20 protein-coding genes are annotated in these 20,427 nt (G+C 69.7%); 6 read left to right on the top strand and 14 right to left on the bottom strand.

Annotated elements, in window-relative coordinates; genetic code table 11:
* Positions 1-64 precede the first annotated feature (64 nt).
* From ACZ5ZX_RS29860 to ACZ5ZX_RS29825, 8 genes are all read right to left on the bottom strand, one after another.
* Positions 65-685 (bottom strand): hypothetical protein, encoded by a 621-nt coding sequence (locus ACZ5ZX_RS29860; protein WP_465505305.1) that lies wholly within the window; start codon positions 683-685, stop codon positions 65-67.
* A 102-nt stretch (positions 686-787) separates the two neighbouring features.
* Positions 788-1,444: a response regulator gene (locus ACZ5ZX_RS29855; protein ID WP_465505304.1), complete on the bottom strand. Its 657-nt coding sequence runs from the start codon at positions 1,442-1,444 to the stop codon at positions 788-790.
* Positions 1,423-2,493: a histidine kinase gene (locus tag ACZ5ZX_RS29850; RefSeq protein ID WP_465505303.1), complete on the bottom strand. Its 1,071-nt coding sequence runs from the start codon at positions 2,491-2,493 to the stop codon at positions 1,423-1,425. Before ACZ5ZX_RS29850 ends, ACZ5ZX_RS29855 begins: the two co-directional genes overlap by 22 nt.
* Positions 2,486-3,589 (bottom strand): sensor histidine kinase, encoded by a 1,104-nt coding sequence (locus ACZ5ZX_RS29845; RefSeq protein ID WP_465505302.1) that lies wholly within the window; start codon positions 3,587-3,589, stop codon positions 2,486-2,488. The genes ACZ5ZX_RS29850 and ACZ5ZX_RS29845 overlap by 8 nt, the downstream gene beginning before the upstream one ends.
* Positions 3,590-3,598: 9 nt before the next feature.
* The gene (locus ACZ5ZX_RS29840; protein ID WP_465505301.1) at positions 3,599-4,633 is read right to left on the bottom strand and encodes a hypothetical protein; all 1,035 of its coding nucleotides are present in this window, start codon (positions 4,631-4,633) and stop codon (positions 3,599-3,601) included.
* Complete coding sequence (locus ACZ5ZX_RS29835) at positions 4,630-5,535, bottom strand: hypothetical protein (RefSeq protein ID WP_465505300.1); 906 nt, start codon at positions 5,533-5,535, stop codon at positions 4,630-4,632. Before ACZ5ZX_RS29835 ends, ACZ5ZX_RS29840 begins: the two co-directional genes overlap by 4 nt.
* Entirely contained in the window at positions 5,532-6,743 is a 1,212-nt protein-coding gene (locus ACZ5ZX_RS29830; RefSeq protein ID WP_465505299.1) for an MFS transporter, read from the bottom strand. The genes ACZ5ZX_RS29835 and ACZ5ZX_RS29830 overlap by 4 nt, the downstream gene beginning before the upstream one ends.
* A gap of 15 nt (positions 6,744-6,758) precedes the next feature.
* Positions 6,759-8,849 (bottom strand): metallophosphoesterase, encoded by a 2,091-nt coding sequence (locus tag ACZ5ZX_RS29825; RefSeq protein ID WP_465505298.1) that lies wholly within the window; start codon positions 8,847-8,849, stop codon positions 6,759-6,761.
* Positions 8,850-9,101: 252 nt separating this feature from the next.
* Here ACZ5ZX_RS29825 and ACZ5ZX_RS29820 point away from each other — a divergent pair, with 252 nt between their 5' ends.
* Positions 9,102-10,010, top strand: coding sequence for a helix-turn-helix domain-containing protein (locus ACZ5ZX_RS29820; RefSeq protein ID WP_465505297.1), 909 nt, complete (start codon positions 9,102-9,104; stop codon positions 10,008-10,010).
* A 65-nt stretch (positions 10,011-10,075) separates the two neighbouring features.
* Here the strand turns inward: ACZ5ZX_RS29820 and ACZ5ZX_RS29815 are convergent, their stop codons facing one another.
* Both ACZ5ZX_RS29815 and ACZ5ZX_RS29810 read right to left on the bottom strand, forming a co-directional pair.
* Positions 10,076-10,723, bottom strand: coding sequence for a TIGR03943 family putative permease subunit (locus ACZ5ZX_RS29815; RefSeq protein ID WP_465505296.1), 648 nt, complete (start codon positions 10,721-10,723; stop codon positions 10,076-10,078).
* On the bottom strand, positions 10,720-11,679 hold the full coding sequence (locus ACZ5ZX_RS29810; protein WP_465505295.1) for a permease: 960 nt from the start codon (positions 11,677-11,679) through the stop codon (positions 10,720-10,722). The genes ACZ5ZX_RS29815 and ACZ5ZX_RS29810 overlap by 4 nt, the downstream gene beginning before the upstream one ends.
* Before the next feature lie 158 nt (positions 11,680-11,837).
* Between ACZ5ZX_RS29810 and ACZ5ZX_RS29805 the strand changes: the two genes are divergently transcribed.
* Positions 11,838-13,382 carry a choice-of-anchor A family protein gene (locus tag ACZ5ZX_RS29805; protein ID WP_465505294.1) on the top strand — a complete coding sequence of 515 codons (1,545 nt, stop codon included), beginning with the start codon at positions 11,838-11,840 and terminating at the stop codon, positions 13,380-13,382.
* Here the strand turns inward: ACZ5ZX_RS29805 and ACZ5ZX_RS29800 are convergent.
* The gene (locus tag ACZ5ZX_RS29800) at positions 13,379-14,266 is read right to left on the bottom strand and encodes a DUF2268 domain-containing putative Zn-dependent protease (protein ID WP_465505293.1); all 888 of its coding nucleotides are present in this window, start codon (positions 14,264-14,266) and stop codon (positions 13,379-13,381) included. The genes ACZ5ZX_RS29805 and ACZ5ZX_RS29800 overlap by 4 nt on opposite strands.
* A gap of 107 nt (positions 14,267-14,373) precedes the next feature.
* Here ACZ5ZX_RS29800 and ACZ5ZX_RS29795 point away from each other — a divergent pair, with 107 nt between their 5' ends.
* Positions 14,374-15,267, top strand: a complete 894-nt coding sequence (locus ACZ5ZX_RS29795; protein WP_465505292.1) for a helix-turn-helix domain-containing protein — start codon at positions 14,374-14,376, stop codon at positions 15,265-15,267.
* 381 nt (positions 15,268-15,648) lie between these two features.
* Here ACZ5ZX_RS29795 and ACZ5ZX_RS29790 read toward each other — a convergent pair whose 3' ends face one another.
* The 3 genes from ACZ5ZX_RS29790 to ACZ5ZX_RS29780 all read right to left on the bottom strand — a co-directional run bounded on the left by ACZ5ZX_RS29790 (position 15,649) and on the right by ACZ5ZX_RS29780 (position 18,295).
* Positions 15,649-16,617 (bottom strand): alpha/beta fold hydrolase, encoded by a 969-nt coding sequence (locus ACZ5ZX_RS29790; RefSeq protein WP_465505370.1) that lies wholly within the window; start codon positions 16,615-16,617, stop codon positions 15,649-15,651.
* Between the two features lie 137 nt (positions 16,618-16,754).
* Positions 16,755-17,975: a DUF1700 domain-containing protein gene (locus tag ACZ5ZX_RS29785; protein ID WP_465505291.1), complete on the bottom strand. Its 1,221-nt coding sequence runs from the start codon at positions 17,973-17,975 to the stop codon at positions 16,755-16,757.
* Positions 17,972-18,295, bottom strand: a complete 324-nt coding sequence (locus ACZ5ZX_RS29780) for a PadR family transcriptional regulator (protein ID WP_465460982.1) — start codon at positions 18,293-18,295, stop codon at positions 17,972-17,974. The genes ACZ5ZX_RS29785 and ACZ5ZX_RS29780 overlap by 4 nt, the downstream gene beginning before the upstream one ends.
* A 164-nt stretch (positions 18,296-18,459) precedes the next feature.
* On the opposite strand from ACZ5ZX_RS29780, the gene ACZ5ZX_RS29775 reads away from it, so the two are divergent.
* Genes ACZ5ZX_RS29775 through ACZ5ZX_RS29765 form a run of 3 tightly spaced genes read left to right on the top strand, consistent with a single transcriptional unit; the run spans position 18,460 to position 20,407 of the window.
* Positions 18,460-18,837, top strand: a complete 378-nt coding sequence (locus ACZ5ZX_RS29775) for a GntR family transcriptional regulator (RefSeq protein ID WP_465505290.1) — start codon at positions 18,460-18,462, stop codon at positions 18,835-18,837.
* Positions 18,834-19,721 (top strand): ABC transporter ATP-binding protein, encoded by an 888-nt coding sequence (locus ACZ5ZX_RS29770; protein WP_465505289.1) that lies wholly within the window; start codon positions 18,834-18,836, stop codon positions 19,719-19,721. Before ACZ5ZX_RS29775 ends, ACZ5ZX_RS29770 begins: the two co-directional genes overlap by 4 nt.
* Entirely contained in the window at positions 19,718-20,407 is a 690-nt protein-coding gene (locus tag ACZ5ZX_RS29765) for an ABC transporter permease (protein WP_465505288.1), read from the top strand. Before ACZ5ZX_RS29770 ends, ACZ5ZX_RS29765 begins: the two co-directional genes overlap by 4 nt.
* Positions 20,408-20,427 lie beyond the last annotated feature (20 nt).

The raw sequence follows: 20,427 nt of genomic DNA, 5'->3' as shown, positions 1-20,427 counted from the left end.
CGCATCTGACGCGGTGAAGGGCGCTTTCCCCGCATCGCATGCGGGGAAAGCGCCCTTCAGCTCCCTACTTCTTCCACACAATGGGCTTGTCCTTGTACCCGTCACCGTCGCTGTAAGTCGCGCCGCCGACCTCGCCGCCGTCACGCACGGCCTGGAGTTCGCAGGTGTCGTAGGTCGCGCCGACGGTCTTGAAGTCCTTCTTCGCCGTCTCGGTCTGGCAGTTCGGGGTCTCACCGGTGATGATCACCCCGGTGCTCTTGTCGTTCGGGCCGACCGCGCGCAGCCGCACCGTGCTGTAGGTGAGGTCGGTGCCGCCGACGTTCTCCACCGTCAGCCGGATGTACACCGGCGTCATGCCCTTGGCCTTCTCACCGTAGGCGGCGAGGTCCTCCTTGGCGCCCAGCTCGATCGACTTGACGGTGATCGCGACGGTGCCCGACTTGTCGGTGCCGTACTTGAACGGGACGACGGCGCGATCGCCGACCTTCAGCTCGCTGCCCGGCGCGGTCGTGTCCGCGTTCGAGACCGGGACGGTGCCGCTGGTCGCGGGCGAGGACGCGGGAGCCGACGTCGGCGCCGGAGCGGGCGCGGCCGCCGGGGAGCCGCCCTTTTCACCACCGCAGGCGGACAGCAGCAGCGCGGCGGCGCAGCCGGTGGCGGACAGGGCGATGCGGTCGAACTTCATGGATCTCCTCGGACTTCCCGCCGAATCCTGCTCCGGCGTTCTCGCCACGCACCGTAGTCGATGCGGGAGTACCGCGGTGTGGCCCGTTCGCACCACACCGGATCACAGATCGCTTACGCCGATCAGCCCATCCTGGATCGCCCGCGCGACGAGCGCGGCCTTGGTCGGGGCCTCCCTGCCGATCTGGGCGTACTTGACCCGGATCCGCTCGAGATGGGAGTTGACCGTGTTCGGCGAGATCCCCAGCCGGTGCGCGACGAAGTCCTTCGACTCCGACTGGAACCACTCGATGAGCACTTCGGTCTCCCGCGCCGAGAGCGCGGGACGCCGGTCCGAGCGGTCCCCGGCCAGCGCGCCCGCCAGTGACGGCGGGGTGTACGGCCGGTCGGCGGCCGCCGCACGCACGGCTTCGAGGAGGTGTTCCGCGCCTTCGGCCTTGGTGAGATAGCTGAGCGCGCCGAGTTCGAGGCACCGCAGCACGGTCTCGTCGTCGGCCCGCATCGAATAGACGACGACGCGGCGGCCTGCCTCGGTGAGCCTGCGCAGGTCGCCCATCGCGGGAGTGGTGCTGTTCAAGTGCAGGTCGAGGATGACCACGTCGGCCTGCGCCCCTTCGCCGATCCAGGCGGCACGCACGTCCTCGCCCTCGGCCACCACCTTGACCGGCGGAGTCCCCGAGGACAACCAGTGCACGACCCCGGCCCGTACGGCCGGATGATCGTCGACGACCACCGCGGTCAGTTCGGTCGCGAACGCCATTTCGCCTCCATCCACGATCGTTCTCCCAGCGCGTGCCATTCGACGTCGACGGCGCCCGATCCGTTCACCGCCGCGCCCGGTTCACCGTCGGTGATCGCCGCGACCCGGATCTCGTCGCCGGTCCGCAGCACGCTGACCCTCGCCCGCGACCGGGCGGCGACCAGCGCGGTCATCAGCGGACCGGTCAGCTCGCGGCGCACCGCCGTCGGTACCGGCGCCGGTGCGCCGCTGACCGCCAAGGCCACCGTCAACCCCCGTCTTTCGGCGAGGTCGACGCACGCCGACACCTCGTGCACCAGCGGATCGGGGACGTCGTCGTTCTCCGCGAACAGCCGTCGCAGCTGCGTGGCCGCGAGCGCGCACCGCCGCCGGACCGCCTCGTCGCGCGGATCCAGCGTGCGATCGGCCAGTCCGGCGAGCAGCGGCAGGGTGGCGCCGAGCTGACCGGCGAACCGGCTGCGCTGGTCGGCTTCCCGTTGCTCGGCGAGCGCCTTGCGGTGGAGCATCCGGTCACGTTCGGCCGAGGCCTCCGCGGCTTCGCCCGCCCGCCGGTGCACGACCCGCACCAGCGCCAACGTGGCGAGCTGGAAGGTGAGCACACTGAGCCCGACGATCACCAGCCCGCCGATCTCACCGCGATCGGTGGGCGCCGAACCGATCTGCCGGACGAAGGTGAGCGTCATCTGGAGGATCAGCCCGCCCATCGCGAGCGCGGGGCGGTCCAGCAGCAGCACCAGCAGATGCCAGCCCGCGAGCCCGGACGCCCAGTCGTCGCTGTCGAGCAGCCGATCCGGTGGCAGCGCCCAGCCGGCGATCGCCGACGCGGCGAGGACCACCACCGACCCCGCGAGCGCGACCGGCCAGGGGACCGCCTTCCAGCGCAGGACCCACCACGCCGCCACCACGAGCACCACGGCGAGCGCCGTGAACGCGATCAGGTCGGCGGTGTCGTCCAGCCGGGGCAGGCTGAGCCCGGCCTGGATCGCCGCCGTCGCGAGCAGGATCGCGATCCGGCAGCCACCGAGGACCCGGCCCGCCGTCTCATCCATCGGGCCACACCAGTTCCACCGTGGTGCCCGCGCCGGGCGCGGAGGTCACTTTCGCCCGGCCGCCCACCGCCGTCATGCGCTCCACGAGCGAGCCACGGACGCCTCGCCGCTGCGCCGGGGTCCCGGCGGGATCGAACCCGCGGCCCTCGTCCCGGACGGTCACGCGTACGCCGTCTTCGACCGTCAGCCGGGCTTCGCCGACGCCCGCGTGCCGGTCGACGTTCGCCAGGGCCTCGCGGACGGCCCGCACCAGCGCGAGCGCCGCGGCGGCCGGGATCGCCGGGAGCGGCGACCAGCGCGTCTCGACCTTCACCGGGCTTTCCGCGAGCACCCCGCGCAGCGAGGTTTCGAGGTCGACCACCCCACCGGGGCCGGATTCGCCGGTGAGGATCGCCAGATCCCGGCGGGCGTACTCGGCGACCTCGGCCGGAGCCGCGGTCTCCCCGCGCTGGGCCACGGTGAGGAAGGTGGCCGCCGCCGTGTCGTGCAGGACGGCGAGGTACTCCCGTTCCTGACGTCGTCGTTCCACGGCAAGGGATTCCTCGCGTGCCAGCCGGGCGCGCCGCTCACGCAGGTGGTCGATCCGGCGGGTCGTGCGCAGCAACAGGACGAAGGCGCCCCTGGCCAGCGCGGCTTCGAGCACCACCCGCAGCACCACGAACAGGCCGTCCTCGAAACCCAGCGGCACCACCTCGATCGCCAGCAGACCGGCGACGGCGGGCACGGTGACCTTCGGCGGCCATTCCCACTGCACGGTGATCGCGGTGATGGTGAGGACGTTCAACGCCCACTGATTCAGCTCGCCCGCTTCGGGCGCCGTCAGGAACTGGGTGCCGCAGATCGCCGCGGCGCGGACCAGCGTCAGCGCGAACGCCACCGGCCTGCCCCGGCCCGTCTTCCCCGCCAGCTGCTCGGCCACGGCGGTACCCAGTGCCAGCGCGAGCAGGCCGAAGCCGAGAGGGAGCGCGCCCGACGGCGTCGCGAGCACCCCGAAAACACTGACCACCAGCAGTCCGGCGCCCCGCGCGGGTCCGGCGAACCGGCCGACCACCGTCAAGAACTCCGCTTCGACGGAGGTCTCACGAGCGGACGGCACGGGCAGCAGTCAAGCAGACGCCTTGAGCGTGCGCAGGTCCAGCACCCGCCAGGTCAGCGCCTCGTTCCCGCCTGCCGACCACCACACGAACGGTCCCCGCGCCAGTACCGTGCCGAACTCCGCCGCCAGGTCGGCCATCCGCCCGGTGGCGGTGTCGTACAGGACGAGCGCGCCGCGGTCGTCGTCGACCACGACGGCGAACCGGTCGAGCACGACGACGTCGCCGAAGGCCGGCCGGACGCCCTTCCCGCCGACCCGCCTGCGTTCGGAACCGTCGGGTTTCATCAGGTCGAAGCGAGCGGTCCCGCTCTGGCGGAGCACCTGGACGCGGCACCACGACGGAGTGCAGTCGACCAGTTCGACGCTCTGCCCGTCGACCTTCGTGACCCGGCCGTCGCGGACGTCGACGAGTTCCGACGGTCCGGCCTGCTCGACCGCCGCCGACGTCGCGAACGGCCACGCGGTCAGCGCGTAGTCGCCGGGAAGTGGTGTGGTGGTCACCGTGCCGCCGGACAACGCCACCGTCCGCACCTCGGTGGTGTCGCCCCGCACGGCCATCCAGCTCGCCTGCCCGTCGTGCACGACCAGGTCGTATTGGGAGTCCAGGAGGACGACCCGGCCGGTGTCGGCGGTGACACGGACGGGGTCCTCGCCTCGCGGTCCGGCGCGCCACAGCGACCCGGTGCCGGTGACGTCGGACAGTTCGAGCCACACCAGTCCCTCCGGTGCGGCGGTGAGGACGAATCGGGGCGAGCCCGACGGCGATACTTCGCGGAGCACGCGATCTCCGAGCGTCAGCCGGATCGAGCCGCTCGCCTGAGTCACCCCGGCGGAAGTGCCGGAATCGAGGTACGCCAACGGTGTGTAGGGCGCTCCGGCGACGGCTTTCGCGGTGATCCGCGCGTCCGGCCAGACGTCGGTGAGCGAGGGAGCGGCGGAGCTCCCGGGACCGGGATCGGGTTCCGGCCCCGGCAAGATCACGACCGCGACGGCGGCCGCCACCACCAGTGCCAGGCCGAGCGGAGTGCAGTCGCGCGGGATCACCGCGCCACCGCCGGCGAGGAGGCCGCCGGGCGGACGAGCACGGGCACGCCGGTCCCGTCGGCGGGCACCGCGTAGATCGCCTTGTCCCGGCCGTAGGCGACGGTCTTGTCGTCCAGCCACTGCGGCTGGTCGTCGAGATGCGCGGGGTCGGCGAGCGGGACATCGCGATCATCGGAGAGCGTGAGCACGTGCAGCCGCCAGCGGTCGCCCTCGCGGAACTTGTAGGCGATCCGGGTGCCGTCGGGCGACAGCGACGGGCATTCGACGTTGCGTCGCACCGAGGTCAGCGTGCGGCCGCGCAGGTCGCCCCGCACCAGCCAGGTGCGGCCCGCCGAGGAGGCCGTGGCGTAGAACGTCTGATCGTCCCGCGCGAAGGTCACTCCCCAGTAGTTCAGATCTTTGGCCGGGTACGGCTTTCCGTCCACGATGAGCGCGAAATCCTCCAAGGAGCCGTAGTGGTTTCCGGTGGCGAGATCGAAGATCCCGGCCGTGGTGGAGAAGGTGCCCACCCCGCCCAGATAGGAGTCACCGGAGCGGAACACCGTCCACCCCACCAGCCGCCCGGACGGTGACATCCGGACCCGCGACGGCGTTCCCCATTCGGAGATCAGCCGCGGTTCGGCCCCCGGTGCGGTGACGACCAGTTCCGCCTGATCGGGCACCGCCGTCGCGCGCAGGCACGCCAGCACACCCGCGGCGACGTCGACCCGCTGACAGGACGGGCCGACGCGGTCGTCCTGCCGCACCCGGCCCGAGTCGTCCACGTACACCAAGCCGCCGTGGACGAGGTCCAGCCGTTGTCCGGCCGCCGCGTCACCGGTGCGCAGCCCGACGAAGACCGCCCCGGCCACCACCGTGAGCACGACCGCCGCGATACCCGCCCAGGTCCGCCGTGTGCTCATTTCACCCTCGTTCCGGCCAGCACCGACACCAGCAGCACGACGGCGAAGACCGCGAACGCCGGCCGCACCGCCGTCCCGGCCGCGAGCACGCCGAACAGCACCGCGCCCGCCGCCCTGGCCATGGACTGTCCTGTTTGGACGAACGCGAGGCCGGTGGCACGTAACGACTCCGGCACCAGCGGCGACGCGTGCGCCATCAGGACGCCGTCCGTGCACGCGTAGAACACCCCGTGCGCGACGAGGACGACCGCCGCGACGAGCCATCCGCTCACCGAAGCCGCCAAGACGACATACGCGGCGAGCAGTACGACGTGACCCGCGAGGAACACCTTCCAGCGTCCGACGCGGTCGGCCAGCCGTCCGATCGGGGAGGCCAGCGCCATGAACGCCAGCGCCGTCGCCAGTGGCAGCAAGGGAAGTGCGCCAGGCGGCAGGCCGGCGGACTGCTGGACGCCCACGAAAAGGAACATGTCGCCGACCGTGCAGAGGCCGAGGAGCGCGGCGGCGAGGCAGGTCCCGCGCAGGCCGGGCTGCCGCAGCAGGGCGAATCCCGCCCGCAGCCGCACCCGTGAGCGCTCGACGGTCCCGGCGGGCGCGCGGACGAACACCGCCAGCACGATCACCGCGAGCACGGCGAGGCAGAAGCTCACCCCGAACACCGCCGGGTAGTCGCCGACGAGCACGGTCAGCAACCCGAACGCGATGATCGGCCCGAGTAGCGCGCCGGCGGTGTCCATCGCGCGGTGCACACCGAACGCGCGGCCGAGACCGCCGGCGGGGGTGGCGAGAGTGATCATCGCGTCCCGCGGCGCGGTCCGGATGCCCTTGCCCGCCCGGTCGGCCCCGATCACCAGGCCGATCGCGCCGAGGGACGACCCGGCGAGAGGGAAGGCCAGTTTGGTCGCCGCGGACAGGCCGTAGCCCACCAGTGCGACGGCCTTCGGACGGCGGAGACGGTCGGCGAAGTAGCCGCCCGCCAGCCGCAGCAGCGCGGTCGCGCCGGTGTAGAGCCCGTCGATCGCACCCAGCTGCAGATAGCCGACGCCGAGACCGTAGACGAGGTAAAGGGGGAGCACGGCGGTGACCATCTCGGCGGACAGGTCGGTGATCAGGCTGACCACGCCGAGACCGATCACGGTGGCGGGCACCGACCCCGCCCGGCTCGCGGGCCGGGCGGGGTCGGTGGAACGGACGGTGGAGAGGTACATGTCAGGCCTTCCGGGCTAGCCGGTGACGCGGATGTCGTCGACCGCGGCTTCCCACAGCGACGCGGTGCTCAAATCGGCGGCTTCGACCAGCAGCCGGACAGCGCGTCCCGCGAACGAGGACAGATCCGCCGTCGCGGTCCGCCAGACGCCCGCGACCTCGGTCGCGGAACCGGGTTTCTCGAATACCGTCGTCGGCGTGGTGCCATCGAGCACACGGATCCGCAGATAGTCCGCGGACGTCGCGTTGTCCCCGTGCGCGAAGGTGTAGGAGAAGGTCAGCTTCCCGCCCGCGGGCACGGTGAACAGTGGTGAGGCCATCGACGAAACGCCGCCGTCGAGGTCGTTGGCGCCGTACTCCGCTCCGGCCAGCCGCCCGGTGACCAGGCAGTTCGCGCCGCTGGTCGTGTCGCCGCGCTGCTTGATCTGGTCGCTGTGGGTCGAAACGGTCTGCTCGGGATCACCCCGTTCCCACGTGCCGGTGGTCGCGGTGTCCGAACCGGACGCGTTGAGCCGCCAGCCCTTGTCGGTCTCGAAGTCGTCGGCGAAGGCGTCACCACCCGCCGATCCGACGCTCACCGAGACCTTCGCCGTCTGGGTCGCCGAGCCGGAAGAACCGGTGATCGTCGCGGTCGAAGAGCCGGTCGCGGCGTCCGACGCGGTCAGGGTCAGCGTCGCGGTCGCGGTGCCGTTGGCGGGCGGGGTGACCGACGACGGCGAGAGCGTCCCGGTCACCCCGGAGGGCAGGCCCGACACCGAAAGCGCGGTGGCCGCACTGAAACCGCCGGTGCTGCCGACGGTCACCGTGACCGACGCCGTCCCACCCGGCCGCACCGACACCGACGACGGGTCCGTGCCGACGGTGAAGCCCGGGGTGGTGGAGGCGGCCTTCTTGCACTTCCCGGTCGCCGTGTCGGTGAAGGTGCGGCCCGACACCGGCACGAAGTCGCTGCGGTAGTCGCTCGCGGTCAGCGTCAGCTTGCCGACGCCGAAGGTGTTGGTGTTGCCCGCTTCCTGCGCGGCGGCCGAAGACCGGTCGAAGTTGTAGTAACCCCGGCCGCCGGTGCCGATCAGCAGCTCGCGGACGCCGTTCACGTCGTCGCGCGTGCCGTCCGGCCGCGACGGCGCGTACCGCTGGTAGTTGTGGTCGTGACCGACGACGACCAGATCCGCCTTCGCGTCGTAAAGCGTCTGGAAGAACGGCGTCACCGACGAATCGTCACCGTGGGTGCCGCGGCTGAACCGCGGATGGTGGAAGAACGCGGCCGTACAGGGTTTGGTGCTCGCCGCGAGGTCGTTCTTCAGCCAGGTAACCTGCTCCGACCCGGCGCCGCGGGTGACGTTGGAGTTGAGCGCCACGAAATGCCAGTCACCGACGTCGAAGCTGTACCACCCCTTTCCCCGGGTACCGGCTCGCGTCCCGAAATAGTCGAAGTACCCGGAGGCGCCGGAAGTGTTGTACTCGTGGTTGCCCGGGGTCGGATAAGTGATCGACTTGAACTGCCCGTAGTAGGGCTCGTAGCTGTTCTTGTATTCGGACAAGGTGCCTGAACTGTAGGCGTTGTCCCCGGCGAGGATCAGCGCCTGCGGGGTCATGTTCTTGATCAGTGGCGCGGTCTGGTTGCACGAAGAACCGCAGACGTCACCGACCGCGGCGACGGTCGTGGTCGCCGCGGCGAGCGGCTGGTCGCCCGCCTGGTAGGCGTCGATGGCGAACCGGCTGGCGGGATCGGCCAGTGTGGCCGAGATCCGCACGCAGTCACCTTCGAACGCGCGGGTGTGGAACGCCTTACCTGGCCAGTGCCGGGCGGTGAGCGTGAACGAGCCGGCGGCGCTGCCGGTCAACGTCACGGAGTCGTTGCCGCGCAACGAAAGTTCCGTGAAGCGGACGCGCAGCCACCGCGCCCCGGCGGCGCAGACGGAGTGCGCGGACGCGGCCTGTGCGGACGTGCCGTCGCCGGAGACCGACGCGGGGCCACCGGTGACACCCGCTTCGGTGAGTTGCGGGACCTGATCGGCCACTTCGGGCACGGACGGGGCCGCCGCGGTACCGCCGGCCTGGGACTGGGCGGCGACCAGGAAGGTCCCGGCTGCCAGCGCGGAGGTCACGACGGCGAGCGTCCTGCGGCGCCATCGCCTGCGGTGTCTTGTCGCTGAGCGCATGAGGATCCTCTTCGGACTTTGAGGGGAGGACGTGCGATTCGGGAATCGGCGGGATTCGCGGGGATTCTTCCGACGATTCCGACCCTAATCGCGGCCGGAGCACCGTCAACGAAAGCCGCCGGGGAGGCTGGATAACTCTGAACGGGGCGGGCTTCACCCGACGAAAGTCGGGCGTTCCGGGCGGTACGCTGCGCTTTCATGACGAGTATCGCTCCGGCGGAATTCGGCGCCGCCCTGCGCACGGCGATCGAACGCAGCGGGCTGAGTCTCAACGAGATCAGCAGGCGGCTGCGCGCACAGGAGACGCCGGTCAGCATCAGCGCGCTGAGCTATTGGCAGAACGGGGAGAACCGGCCGGAACGCGCCAGTTCACTCGCCGCCGTGAGCGAACTGGAGACCATTCTCGGCCAGCCACCGGAAACCCTCAGCAGGCTGCTCGGCCCCCGCAGGCCCCGTGGCCGCTGGAACGTGCGCGCCGACCGCCTCGTGGCGTACGAACAGGTGTGGAACCGGCCGGAGACGGTGACCCGCGCACTGGCCAAAGTGGACGCGACGCACGAAGGACTCGACACCCCGCACCGGCTTTCGCAGTACGTGTCCTTTCGTATCGACGGCGACGGCCACGAGGAATCGATGCGGGTCCGGCGGCTGATCCGCGCCGACCACGACGACACCTCCCGGTTCCTGTTCGTGACCCGCTATTCCAGCCTCACCAGGCCGCCGGCGGTGCTGTACGCCGAAGGGTGCCGCCCGGCCCGGTTCCGCGCGGACGTCCCGTCGTCCACCTGTGTCTTCGAATTCGCGCTCGACCGGACACTGGCGGCGGGCGAACTGGCCACCGTCGAGTTCGGGATCCGGTTCCCACCGGGACAGTCCGGTGAGCACGCGCAGATCGCGATCTACCGGCCCGCGCGGGAGATCGCTTTGCAGATCACGTTCGATCCCGGATATCCGCCGCGGCGGTGCGGCGCCTATTTCCAGCCGCGCAGCGCGGTCCCGCCGGAGGACCGTGGCGAGGCGACGTTCGACGGGAACACGAGCACGTTCCAGTTCATCACGCTCGACCCGCTGCCCGGCCAGTACGGGATCCGGTGGAGCTGGACCTAGCGGTTCACCGGGGTGCTGATCCACATGGGGACCACGCGCGAGGACCGTCGCCACTCACGACCCCGCTATTCGTAAGGGCGTTCGGGCGCGGCGACCGGCGTGACGGTTTCCACCTTCAGGAACGGGATGCGTTCGCCGTTGACGGCGTCCACCACGGAACCCGTCCGGAACGTGCCGGTGACCTCGATCCAGGTGTCGGGTTCGGCCGGGACGCGGCCGTCCAGGCCGATCTTGACCGGACGCCCGTCCGCGGCGCAGCAGGTCAGGATCATCCGGACCAGCAGCGATCCGCCGTCCGGGCCGGTGGCGGTGAAACCCGTGAGCGTCACCCGTCTCGATCCGAGGGAACGGCCCTCGTCGTACACCGCGCGCGAGGCGTAGTCGAGGACGGTCACCCGTACCGGGTCGCCGTCGGGCAATGGCGGGTATTCGTCGGAGCGGGTCAGCGCCGTGCCCGCGTTGCCCGCGGCGTAGCTGCCGAGCGGTTGCGGCGAGACCAGCAGCAGCGCCAGGACAGGCAGCGGGAGCAGCCACGCCACCTTCGGGTGGCGATGGCGGTTCGTGACCGCCAGGACCAGCACGACGACACCGGACGCGAGCAGGAACGGCCACAGCCCTTCCTTGACGTAACGCAGGTATTGGCCGGTCAGGCACACCTTGACCACGGCCACGCCCAGCAGGAGCAGCACGACGGTCGCCGCGGTGCGGTTCACCAGAGCACCGCGGCGGTCACGGCCGCGCAGCCGAGCGCGACGACGAACGTGGCTGGGGCGAACCGGACGGCGAACCGCCTGCCGAAGGTTCCGGCCTGCATGGCGAACAGCTTCAGGTCCACCATCGGCCCGACCACCAGGAACGCCAGGCGGGCGGTGAAGGAGAACTGGGTCAGCGACGCGGCGACGAAGGCGTCCGCCTCGGAGCAGATCGACAACAGGACCGCCAGCAGGGAGAGCGCGAGCACGCTGAGGACCGGGTCGTCCGCGACGGCCTGGAGCCAGCGGCCGGGGATCAGCACGTTGAGCGTCGCGGCCGCCAGCGCGCCGACGACCAGGAAACCGCCCGCGTGCACCAGGTCGTGTCCCGCCGCTCCGGCGAACGCCCGCCACCGCGTGGCACCGTGGGAGTGTTCGGGCAGTTTGATCCATTCTGTCCGGCCGAGGCCGAGCCACAGCCAGCCCATGAGGACCGAGGCGGCGAGGCTCGCCGCCGCCCTGGCCAAGACCATCGACGGCCGATCCGGGAACGCGATCGCCGTGGCGGCCAGCACGACCGGGTTCAACGCCGGGGCGGCGAGCAGGAACGCCAGTGCCGCCGCGGGCGTGATCCCCTTGCGTACCAGCGCGCCCGCGACCGGGACCGAACCGCATTCGCACCCCGGCAACACCATTCCGGTCGCCGCGGCCGCCGGAACCGCGAGCGCCGGATGTTTCGGGAGGGCTTTCACGAAGAACTCGCGCGGGACGAAGACCGCGATCGCGGCGGAAAGGGTCACGCCGAAGACGAGGAACGGCACGGCCTGGAGCACGACCGAAACGAAGACCGTCGCCCAGGTCTGCACGGCAGGCGTTCCGAGGAGGTCGTCGAGCGGACCGCGGACGAGCAGAACGAGAACGAGCAGGCCCGCGAGTACCTCCACCGAGCCGGTGCGTCTGTCCACTTCGGCGTCCACCGGCGTGACTCTAGGGTTTTCGCGTCCCACCAGGAATTTCGTCCTCTGGACAACACTGGACGAACACGAATGGGGGTGGGTTACCCGCCTCGCCCGGTCGGGGGTATTTCCGCATTTCGATTGTGTTCACCCGGTCGGCGGGCACAAGAATCGGCCCCATGCGTGCAAGGCGGTTCGCCTCGATTTCTGCCGGTGCCGCCGCGGCGGTGTGCGTGGCGGCCCTTGTCGTCACCGATGGGGCGGTCGCCGCCCCGTTGCCGGGCGGGCTGGGACCGTGCGTCGGACCCGCCTGTCCCGGCACGTACCCTCCGGTGAACAACAAGGACTACGCCGGGCGGGACAACGGGATCAACGTTTACGTCGGCGGCGAATTCCAGGTTCGCGAAGCGGCGGCGGAAGCCGAAGGCCGGGTCGTCGTCCTCGGTGATTTCGACATGGCGAAACGAGCGGGCGCGTCCGCCGCGTACAACGTCGGCATCGCCGGTGTCGGCTCACGGGTCCCGCCACCGGACGGGGCGGATTTCCTGACGACCGGCGGGGACGTGAGCATCGCGGCGGGACAGCGGTTGCTCGCCGATGGCGGTGTGGTCCGGCACGCGGGAACGGTCACCGGGACGGTGACCGGCAAACTCGAAAAGGACCCTGACGCGGCGAAACCGTATTCGGGGCTGCGCGAGGATCTTCGCGTGGCGAGCAAGTGCTACGCACGCGAGAACTCCACACCCCGCCCTGCCACGGGCACCGCGCGCAACGAGGGCTACCGCACTTTGTTCACCGGGGACGGGAAATCCGCCTTGCAGGTGTTCACCGTGGACTTCGACCTGGTCGGCCGTACCGGCGGCATGCAGGGCATCGAGTTCACCGGAATTCCGGCCGGGGCGACGATCCTGGTCAACATGGTGGGGCCGGAACGGACGATCAACACCTACACCGGCGACCTCGACGACCGGGACCCGCTGAACAAACTGCGCGAGCGGCTCCTGTGGAACTTCCCGGACGCCACCAAGGTGAAGATCGCGGGCGGCGCCCAGTTCCAGGGAAGCGTGCTGATCGGCGAACCGGGAAGCACCGCGACGGTCACCGCCTCCGGGATGAACGGCCGCTTCTTCACCACGGGGACGCTGGTCCACACCTCGGAGGCGACCGGTGGTGGCGGGCAGGAGTTCCACGCCTACCCGTTCACCGGCGACCTGCCCGACTGCGGCACCGCGCCGACCACGACGCCGAGCAGCTCGACGTCTTCGTCCTCCAGCACGACGACAACCAGCCCGACGACGACCAGCCCGACGACGACCAGCAGCTCGACGACCACCAGCTCGGCGACGACAAGCAGTTCGACCAGTGCCACCACCACGTCGTCGAACCCGACGAGCACCTCCAGCGGCACCACCACGACGTCGAGCAGTGTGCCCACGAGCAGCACGTCGTCCAGCAGCACGTCACGGACCACCACGACCGGCAACAGCAGTACTTCGCCGACCACCAGCAGTACTTCGAGCACGACCCCGGGTCCCGGCGTGACGACCAGTACCACCCCGGGACAGCCGATCGCGACCACGCCGGGTGGCGGGCCGTCCGACAGCGGCCCGCTGGCCTCGACCGGCGGCGAACTCCGTGGCCTGCTCGTCTCCGGCGTGTTCCTGCTGCTTCTCGGTGGCGCGCTGGTGGTGCTCGCGATCCGGTCGAGGCGCCACGAGTCCTAGGAGAGCTTGGCGAGCGCGGTGTCGATGACTTCGCGGCGGTCCGTCAGCAGGGCCTCCGCGGCAGTGCGGCCGGTCGCGGCCAGGTAGGCGTCGACGAGCCGGTTACCCACGGCGTAACCGGCACCGGTGGGGAGACCGACCGGTGTGCCGCCGTAGCGGGCGGCGGTCTCGTCGCCGTGTACCCAGGCCGTGAAGTTCTGCATGCCGGTGATCTCCAGCCCGGAGACGACCTTCGCGAACACCGCGTCGTCGTGCAGATGCGGCACGCCGATGCGGGCATAGCCGAGTTCGTCGCCGTACAACTGGCGAGCGAAGGCATCGGCCAGCCCTTCGGACACGATCTGCTCGCCGACGGTGACCGTCGCCGGATCCCAGATCACCCCGCCGGGGCTGTAGCGGAGATTGTGGTTCAGCTCGTGCACCGCCGTCGCCTCCAACCGCGCCAAGTTCTCCGGGTACGGCCAGAAGGTGAGATAGATGTAGCCGGACACGCTGCCGTTGGCCGACATCCCCAGGTTCGGCCCCATGAAATGCGTGTCGCCGGGATCACCGAGCACGGTGAGGACGGTGATGTCCGGTACCGCGAGCTCCGGGGTCGCCGCGAGCTGTGCGGTGACGGCGTCGTCGAGTGCTCGCTGGACGCGGTTCCAGGCGTCGGCTTCGTGCAGGGCGTCGAGGGCTTCGAGGCAGCGCCCTTCGTCACGGTCGAGCGGGAAGCCGGAACTCATCGCGTGCATCGCGACGAGGTCCACCTCGCCGGGGAAGTAGCGATACATGCCAGCGGCGGGTTCGACCATGGCCTTGAGCAGCGCGGGGCGGTCGGCCCGCGGCGCGCGCAGGATCTCGTGCATCGCCGGGTAGGTGTCCAGAACGGTGATCGTCATGGCAGCGACGGTAAAGGCTCCAGTGGGGGGAGACTCAAGCCTTCCCTCGGGAGAACCAGGGAGAATCCCGGATGTCGGCGGCGGTGCCCGCTCCTAACGTCGTGATCATGATCCGACGGATTCTCCTTGCCCTCCTCGCGGGGGCGGCGGTCTGCCTCGTGCCCTGGACCGTCTACCTCGCGCATACGCTGCCCGACCGGTACGACACCGGCCAATGGCGCGCGGCCTGGGTCGGATTCGACGTCGCCCTCCTGCTCTGCTTCGCGGCCGGTGCCTGGCTCGGGCTGCGCCGCCGCCGGGCGGCCGTCCCGCTGCTGTCGGCCACGGCCGCGCTGTTGTGCTGCGACGCGTGGTTCGACGTCATGCTCGGCTGGACGTCGGACGAGCGATGGGCCAGTGTCGCGCTCGCGGCTTTCGTCGAGATCCCGGTCGCCGTCGTCCTGGCCCTCGCCGCCCGGCGGCTGTTGAGCACGGCGATGCCTCAGCGGACGGTGACCTTGCGCGACATCGAGATACGGGAAGACCCGCGATACCAGCTGGTGACGCGCGAACTTCCCGCCACCGCCGACCAGGTGGCGCGGAACGCCGGACTCAAGCGAGCGGAAGTCGCCGAATGTCTGAAAACCTTGCAGGACAACGGTTTCGTGCGTCGTGACCGGAAAGGGCAGTGGGTCTCGCTCCCGCAGGACCTCCGCGAGCCGAAGCCGGAGGACTACCACGGCGAGGACCGGGAGCGGGTCACCGCGTTCCTCGACGCGAAGTACGAGAACGAGGTCGCACTGCTGTCCTGGGCCGCGTCGCATCGCGACGAGTTCGGCCCGTGGGCGACGGCTCAGCGGACTTCGACGCGGCTGACCGAAGAGGAATTCCGTGAACTGGACGCCGAATACCGCGAGCTGATCAACCGGTACTGCCAACGCCGTCGCCGCCCGGCGGCGGGTGAGCAGGAACTTTCCGTGCGCTTCTACGCCTTCCCGCCGCCGGAGGCCGTTCCGTCCTAGGCGGGTCGTGAGTGGCGATTCGGGTTCTGGCCAAGGGTGTTTCAGGTACCTGCGGCGGGTGGGTCTGGTGACGGCCGGGCCGTGAAGGACTCCTTGAGGGACCCAGAGTCCCTCAAAGTTCCCCTCACCCGTCGCGGACGACCATCACGAGCCTCAGCAGCACCACCAGTCACAACAGCTGCGCGTGAAGGACCCCTTCCCTCGGCTCAGCCGAGGAAACTCGACCTTCACACCTTCCCCAGTACATGATGGCCCCCTTCCTTGCGCCTAGCGCAAGGAAGGGGGCCATCATGTACCTCACGCCAGCAAGGCCACAGGCCACCAGTAGGTACCTAAGAGAGGGTTCGCTCTAACCGTCATTACCACTCACGACCCGGTGGCTCACGTTCCGCTGGGGATCGCCGAACGGTCCAGTTCCGTGCGGTCCGGAAGATCCGGTGACGCGCTCCCCGTCCGCAACAGCTTGCGCCACTGCCCGGAGTCGTAACTCGCCGGCTCGGTCGCGGTGAGGAACTCCCGCAGCTCGGCCAGAAAGCGCACGGGGTCCGTCAAGTACGGGAAGTGACCCGCCCCCTCGAAGATCACCAGCTTGCTGCCCGGCATGGCCGAATGCGCGACGGCGGCGTGCTCGCTCGGCACGACATGGTCTTCGGTGCCCCAGACGAGCATCACCGGGATGCCCGCGGTGAGGTAGCACCGGTCGAGCAGGTTGACCACCTGGCCACGCCAGTCGACGACCGACCGGAGCGTGCGCAGGAACGCCTGCCGCGTGGTCGCCTCCACCAACCGCACGTACTTGCCGAGCACGTAGTCGAGATCCTCGCCCAGTCCGAAGCCGCCCGCCTGCCGCAGCAGCCCGCGAAAGGCGCGAAGGCCGAGCCGGACCGGCGCGGAACCGACCACCGGGAGCAGGAAACCCGCGCCCGGCGCGGCCGCCAGCCTCAGCAGAGGATGGACTCCCGGACCGATCCCGCCGGAGCCGACCAGCACCAGCCGTTCGCACCGCTCCGGAAACTGGTAGGCGAATTGCATCGCGACCCCGCCGCCGAGCGAATGCCCGACGACGGTGACTTTGTCGACGCCGAGCACGGAAAGCAGGTCGCGCATTCCGCACGCGTACGCGGCGACCGAATAGTCCGCCCTCGGTTTGGCCGATTCCCCGTGCCCGAGGAGATCCGGGGCGATGACGGTGAATTCCCCGGACAGCGTGGCCAGCACATCGAGCCAGGTCGAAGAATCGTCGCCGATCCCGTGGACGAACAACACGGCGGGCCCGCGTCCGGCCATTCGGTAAGCGCGTTCGTAGCCGTGGACGACCTTTTTGCGCGGGGCGAGGTCGTCCCCCTCCATACCGGTCAGCACGGTCACCCGGCCAGTGGAACACCGCGATATGCGGGCCAGGTTTCCGGCCGGTTCGATTCTCGTTACACGCACCGGTTCGAGAATCGGGTGGAGGCGCCCCCGACGGTCGCCTCCACCCGGGCCACCTAGCGTGTCGGCTGGGTGGAGTTCGACGGCGGCACGGCCGAAGACGGCGGCATCGGCGCGCCCTTCGGGATCGCCGCGCTGAACGGGACGTCGGTCTTCTCCTGGCAATAGCCGCGATAACCGTTGTAGCCGTTGAGGTTTCCCTCGTCGTCCTGGACACCCCGTTCGACCCGGGGACGCGGATAGCGGTTGTCGTCGCCGACCTTCCGCTTCTCGCCCGTGCTCTTCTCGCAGGCGTACCGGGTGGTGCTGAGCGGGCGGCCCTCCTCGTCGTAGAGGTAGATTTCGGCCAGCGGCTTGCCCTCGCCGTCGAACGCGTAGATGTTCTCCACGCTCTGGCTGCCGTACATCAGCTGCGGATTGCCGTACGTGTCGTTGTAGTTCGGCGTGTAGCCGCCATACGCCGAACCGCTGCCGTAAGACCGTTTCGCGATCAGGTCGACCGCGGCGCCCGCGCCGCCGAGCATGCTGCCGATGACGAACGCCGAGACCGGCACGACCAACCACAGCAGCCGCCGGTCGCCCTTCACCTTCGGCCCCGCCCATACCGCCGCGGCCGCGGCGACGACGAGCAGCGGCAGCAACAGCACGGCCTCGGTGTCACGCAGCACGAGCAGCAGGCCGAACACGACCAGCACGGCCGCGCACAGCACCCACCACGCCGGCTTGAGCGAGCGCAGGAAGGACAGCGTCTTACCGTCGCGAGCGGACTGGAACGACGTCCCGAACTCGCGGAGCTTGCCGACCTCGGGCAGTTCCGCGATCGGACCGACCCCCTTACGCACCACGTAGGCGACGCTGATCGCGAACACGGGTGCCACGAAAAGCAGGCCCAGCAACGGTTCCACCCGGACCCACACCGCGGCCGCGAAACCGAAAAGCGCGAATCCGCCGACCGAGAACACCAGGCCCCAGAACGCGAAACGCGCTCCGCCGATCCCGGTCTTCGCTGTCAGCATGGTGGTCTTGTCGCCCGCTTCGGCGGGACGCGGCGGGTAGCCACCGGACGCCCGCAGTTCGGCGGCGTAGCTCTCGGGGCTGCCCAGCCGCTCGATCAGGGCCTCGACTCGGGCGTTGTCCCCCAGTTCCGCCTCCATCTCCGCGAGATGGGGGCGGACGTCTTCGAGGATCTCCTCGACTTCGCTCTCGGGCAGGTCGGCGAGCGCGCTCCTGACCCTCGCCAGATACACCCGCACGGCGGTCGGATTCTGCTCGCTCATGCTGCCTCTCCCAACAGGCTGTTCATTGTCGTGGCGAAACTCCGCCAGGTCTGCCCCGACTCTTCGAGCCGTTGGCGACCCGGTTCGTTGAGGCTGTAGTACTTGCGGTGCGGGCCTTCTTCACTCGGCACCACGTACGACGTCAGCAGGCCTGCCTTGTACAGCCGCCGGAGCGTCCCGTACACCGAAGCGTCGCCGACTTCCTGCAACCCCGCGACGCGAAGTCTTCGGAGCACGTCATAGCCGTAGCCGTCCTCTCCGCGAAGTACCGCGAGAACGGCGAGGTCCAGCACGCCTTTAAGTAGCTGACTGATCTCCACAGTCGCGTCCCTCCCAGTCTTACGCAACAGAAGGTACCACGCAGTGCACAGTAGTGCGCACGGCAGAAACGACTTGCGCCCATCGGGTGGTTCATGGGTTACTTAGTCCAGTAATGAACCACCGCACCCGGCACCGGGTGCACGACTCTGGGGACGGAGGTGTCGTGCTCGACGAAGGAACACCCCTGTTCGTGCAGATCGCCGAACAGATCGCCGACGACATCGCCGAGGGAAGCCTGGCCGAGGGGGAACGCGTGCCGTCAACCAATGAACTCGCCGCCTTCTACCGGATCAATCCGGCGACGGCGGCCAAGGGAATCAACGTGCTCGCCGATGACGGCCTGCTCGAAAAACGGCGTGGCATCGGGATGTTCGTCGCCGCCGGAGCACGGGAGAAGCTGCTCACCGACCGGCGGAAACGATTCGCCGAGCAGTATCTCGACCCGATGCTCGTCGAGGCGAGGCGCCTCGGCATCGACGACGAAACCCTGATCTCGCTCATCCGCGGGAACGGACACCGGAACGGAGGACCCGCCGCATGACGCCGACCATTTCCACGAGCGGCCTGACCCGGCGTTACGGCGATCACCTCGCACTCGGCGACGTGACGGTCGACATCGAAGAAGGCAAGATCACCGGACTGCTCGGCCGTAACGGCGCGGGCAAGAGCACGTTCCTGCGCATCGTCACCGCGCAGGAGTTCGCCAGCGCGGGCACCGTCCGCGTGTTCGGCGAAAGCCCGGTGGAGAACGAACGGGTGCTCCAGCGCCTGGTGCTCGTCCGCGAGGACCAGCAGTTCCCGGACTTCAAGGTGCGCCACGCCCTCGCGGCGGCGTCGTGGTTCTACCCGAACTGGGACGCCGAACTGGCCGACACCCTGCTCCGCGACTTCGATCTGCCGACGAAGCGGCCGATCAAGAAGCTCTCGCGGGGTATGCGCTCGGCACTGTCGATCACCATCGGGCTGGCGGCACGCGCGGAACTCACGCTGCTCGACGAGCCGTACGCGGGCCTCGACGCCGTCGCGCGGCAGTTGTTCTACGACCGCTTGCTCGACGACTATTCGACTCATCCGCGCACGGTGCTGCTCTCCACGCATCTGATCGACGAGGTGGCCGATCTGCTGGAGCACGTCGTGATGATCGACAAGGGCCGCGTCGTGCTCGACGCGCCCGCCGACGACCTGCGCGGTACCGCCGCCACGGTCAGCGGCCCGGCGACGGCGGTGGAGGACTTCGTCGCCGGACGCCGGGTACTGCACCGCCGCAAGATCGGTTCGCGGGCTTCGGTCACCGTCGCCGACGCGCTCGACGCCGCGGCGAAGGCACGGGCACAGGCCTTGCATCTGAAGCTGGAACCGTTGTCACTGCAGCAATTGATGGTGCACACCTCCAACGGGCAGATCGCCGAGGAGGCGTCCGCATGAACATCCTGATCAAGGTCGCGCGTTATCACCTGGTGGACCGGCTCCAGTTCGTGGTCCTCCCGGTCGGCGTCACGTTGTTCGCCTTCGGGGTCAACCTCGCCATTTTCGGGCTGCTGCCCGATACTCCCGAAGCGAACTACTCGGGCGGCCTGGCGACGCTGTATGTGTTCATGCTCGTCTGCGGTGCGTTGAGCATGACGAAATCGCTGCCGTTCGGGCTGGCGCTGGGCGTATCGAGGCGGTCGTACTACCTGGGCACCATCCTGCTGATCATCGGGTTGTCCGCGCTGTACTCGGTGGGGATCGCCGTGTTCCAGGCGATCGAGGAGGGCACCGGCGGCTGGGGGCTCGGCCTCCACTACTTCCGGGTCCCCTGGCTGCTCAACGGCTCCTGGTACCTCACGCTGCTCACGTCGTTCGTGTTGCTGACGCTGATGTTCGTCTACGGCATGTGGTACGGCCTGATCTACCGCCGTGCGGCGGTCTTGGGCGTCGTCCTGTTCTCCGCCGCGCAGGTACTGGTGCTGCTGGGCGGGGTGCTGGTGCTCAGCTGGACCGATTCCTGGTCGAAGATCGGCACGTTCTTCAGCACGCTGACCGTGGGTGGGATGACCGGGGTGCTCGCACTGCTGGTCGGTGTCGCGGCCGTCGGCGGATTCGCCACCATGCGCCGCGTCACCGTCTGACCAGGCCAGGAAAGCCCTTC

Source organism: Amycolatopsis sp. NPDC033938 (assembly GCF_055575975.1).
The sequence above is the reverse complement of the archived record's forward strand: the minus strand, read 5'-3'. Positions and strand labels throughout refer to the sequence as shown.